Origin of the sequence: Mesorhizobium sp. M2A.F.Ca.ET.037.01.1.1 (assembly GCF_003998075.1) — a bacterium.
Taxonomy (GTDB): Bacteria; Pseudomonadota; Alphaproteobacteria; order Rhizobiales; family Rhizobiaceae; genus Mesorhizobium.
In genome coordinates, this window is sequence record NZ_RZSA01000791.1 from 1 (window position 1) to 3,177 (window position 3,177).

The 3,177-nt window shown below is 63.9% G+C and carries 4 protein-coding genes; 1 reads left to right on the forward strand and 3 read right to left on the reverse strand.

Translation table 11 applies throughout. The features are described 5' to 3' along the window. Positions 1-243 precede the first annotated feature (243 nt). A complete protein-coding gene (gene msrA, locus EOA27_RS29030; protein ID WP_126080284.1) occupies positions 244-981 on the forward strand; it encodes a peptide-methionine (S)-S-oxide reductase MsrA in 738 nt (245 codons plus the stop codon). Between the two features lie 582 nt (positions 982-1,563). Here msrA and EOA27_RS29035 read toward each other — a convergent pair. From EOA27_RS29035 to EOA27_RS29045, 3 genes are all read right to left on the reverse strand, one after another. Then, positions 1,564-1,935, reverse strand: coding sequence for a hypothetical protein (locus EOA27_RS29035; RefSeq protein ID WP_126080283.1), 372 nt, complete (start codon positions 1,933-1,935; stop codon positions 1,564-1,566). A gap of 204 nt (positions 1,936-2,139) precedes the next feature. Beyond that, positions 2,140-2,511 carry an endonuclease domain-containing protein gene (locus EOA27_RS29040; RefSeq protein WP_126080282.1) on the reverse strand — a complete coding sequence of 124 codons (372 nt, stop codon included), beginning with the start codon at positions 2,509-2,511 and terminating at the stop codon, positions 2,140-2,142. Between the two features lie 126 nt (positions 2,512-2,637). Then, positions 2,638-2,985, reverse strand: a complete 348-nt coding sequence (locus EOA27_RS29045) for a hypothetical protein (protein WP_126080281.1) — start codon at positions 2,983-2,985, stop codon at positions 2,638-2,640. Positions 2,986-3,177: the final 192 nt, after the last annotated feature.

Sequence of the window (3,177 nt, forward strand, 5' to 3'; positions counted from 1 at the left end):
CTCCCCCGCTTTGCGGGGGCGAGGAAACGCTAACCGCGAAGGGCGAGCAACGCCAATGAGCCACGGAGAGGCCTTCGCAAGCCTGGGTTCCTCGCCCCCGCCAAAGGTGGGGGAGAGGTGGCTCGGCGAAGCCGAGACGGAGAGGGGAGCGCCGCTGGCGATTACACGCCGCCGCACGGCAAAGTGAGAACCTCCCGATGGCTTCCTTCCTATATACTTAAGACAATTACAGGAGATCAGGACATGAACGGCATAAAGACAAAAGCCGCGCGGCCATTCTTCACCCGCGGCGCGCTTGCGGCGCTTGGCCTTGCGGCAGTCGCCGCGGCCGTCTTCTGGCAGAGCCCGGCCCGCTCGGCCGAGGACGCGGTGGTGATCCCGCCGCCGGCAATGGACGAGAAGGCGGCGAGCGGCACCAAGAAGGCGATCTTCGCCGGCGGCTGCTTCTGGGGCGTGCAGGGCGTCTTCCAGCACGTCAAGGGCGTCAGCAAGGCGGTCTCCGGCTATACAGGCGGCAGCGCCGAGAACGCCGTCTATGAGGTGGTCGGCACCGGCCGCACGGGCCATGCCGAATCCGTCGAGATCACCTACGACCCGTCGAAGGTCACCTACGGCCAGCTGCTGCAGGTCTATTTCTCGGTCGCGCACAACCCGACGCAGCTCAACTACCAGGGGCCGGATTCCGGCACGCAGTACCGCTCGACGATCTTCGCCGAGAATGACGAGCAGAAGAAGGTCGCCGAGAGCTACATCGCCCAGCTCGACAAGGCCAAGGTGTTTTCGAAGCCGATCGTCACCACGCTGGAAACCGGCAAGACCTTCTATCCGGCCGAGGATTATCATCAGGACTTCCTGACGCTGAACCCGACCTATCCCTATATCGTCTACAACGACCTGCCCAAGATCGAGAATCTCAAGGCGCTGTTCCCGCAGCTTTACAGCGAGAAGCCGGTGCTTGTGCTGGCCTCCAGCAAGAGCTGAGAGACCGTTTGGAAATTCTACTCCGGCGGCCATCTGCCGGCGGTTTCTGCGCTTCCGGTGCTCACGGACCTGATGTCCGCTCCGCTCCGGTTCTCGAAACCACCACCATATGACTCGCCGGAGCGAATTTCGAAACGGTCTCCGGGCCGGCCGGTTCCCGGCTTAGGGATATATGCGTGGCGGATGCCTAGGCGATTGGCCAAAGCCTACGCGAAGTCGCCATCCACGGGCGGAGCAAGGAGCGAAGCGACGCGCACAGACCCGAGGATCCATGCCGTGATTTCCGAGCGCCGCAAGGGTGCAGAATTCTGCTCTGATGCATCCTGCGCTCAAAGTCATGGCATGGATTCCAGGGTCTCCGCGACGCCGCTTCGCGGCTGCTCCGCCCAGGAATGACGAGGTTCGGGCGGCTTTGGCCAATCCCGGGCGGGCGGATGAGGGGCAGCGCCGGCGTCTGCAGTTTGAGCGCCGGCTGCCTGCCTTTGCCCAGGGTCGCGCCGTCAGCGCCACCCCTCATCCACCTGTGCCGGCACCTTCTCCCCGTGACCGGCCCACAGGGGGGAGAATCAGCAGCTTCGGCGTCTACTCCTCCAGGTCGATCTCCTCGGTCTGGCCGCCGCTGCAGGTGTAGCAGCAGTCCTCGCAGGATTCCTGATTGTTGGGGCCGACGCCCCAATAGGTGCTTTCGTCGCCGTCCACCCAGGCGCCGTAGCAGATCTTCTCGCCCTCGTTGCAGGAGATCGGCAGTTGCTTGGTCTCGCCGTCGTCGAGATAGAAATCCTTGCCGTCGCCCGGCCAGACATAGTCGCGGTCCTGGCTGTAGAGCTCGACGCGCATGGCGTTGGGATGGTTGTTCCTGATCTGGAAGGTGACGTCGCCGGCATGGGCGGCGGGCGCGATGAGGACGGCAAACGAAAGCGCGGCGGCGGCGCGGCGCGCGAAAGAGATGGACATGAGAACCCCCGAGACAGAATCGGCCCCCACGGCCGATGGCAGATGATGGCACGAGGCGTGGCGATGCCAAGGGGTAGGGAGGAAAATAGTGGGGTGAAATCTGGCGCGACCTCCTCCTTCTCCCCTTGTGGGAGAAGGTGGCTCGGCGCGCAGCGCCGAGACGGATGAGGGGTGCTCCAGCTTGGCGAAACCGCCTGAACCTCGCTAGCGCCAAGGCTCCAGACTTTGATCCCTAACATAAGCGATGATGGTATCGCACACCGCATCGAGTTCCTTCAGCACATCGTCGTTCCAGAACCGCAGCACGCGAAAGCCCCTGGCCTTCAATACGGCGTCGCGTTCCTGGTCATGCCGCGATTCCGCATGCTGGCTGCCGTCGATTTCGACGATGAGCCTGGCCTCGGCACAGACAAAGTCCGCCACGTATCGGCCCATCGGCACCTGCCGCTTGAACTTGATATTGTCGAGTCGCCGGCCGCGCAATTCTTGCCACAGGCGGTCTTCTGCCTCCGTAGGCTCGCGGCGCATAGAGCGGGCGAAATTGCGTTTGGTCGAGGTTACGGGTTGGTGCGGCATGGTGCGAGATTAGCCGGCCTTCGTGATTGCTCAAATATCCAGCGTTGCACTCCGCTGGAGCACCCCTCATCCGTCTCGGCGCTGCGCGCCGAGCCACCTTCTCCCACAAGGGGAGAAGGGGAAGAGCTACTCCGCCAGGTCCACCGTCTCTGTCGAATGCTCCACGCAGATGAAGCAGCAGGTGTCGCAGGGCTGGTCGTTGTCGGGGCCGACGCCGGCGCTGACGGAATCGTCGCCGTCCACCCAGGCGCCCCAGCAGATATGCTCGCCGGGCTCGCAGGAGATCGGCACGGATTTCTTCGCCTTCGGCCGGATCAGGAACACCTTGTCGCCGCCCGGCCAGACTTTCTGGCTGTCGCGGCTGAACAGCTCGAGCGCCACGCCGTCCGAGCGCTGGTTGCGCACGAAGACCGACATGTCGGCGGCGGCGGCCGGCGTGGTGAGGAGAAGGAGAGCGAGCAGAGCGCGAATCATGGCGAGGTCCCTGGGGGAGTAGAGCACGGGTGGAGGCGGGGCGCGACCTCCCCTTCCCCCCTTGTGCAGGGCTGTCCGGGGAAAGGTTCGGGTGAATCGAAATGCCGCATGTGCATGCCCCGTAAGACGGGGATTTTCCGTCTACCTTCTGGTTGTCGAGACTCAGAAAGGGAACGGGGCATGCGCTTTACG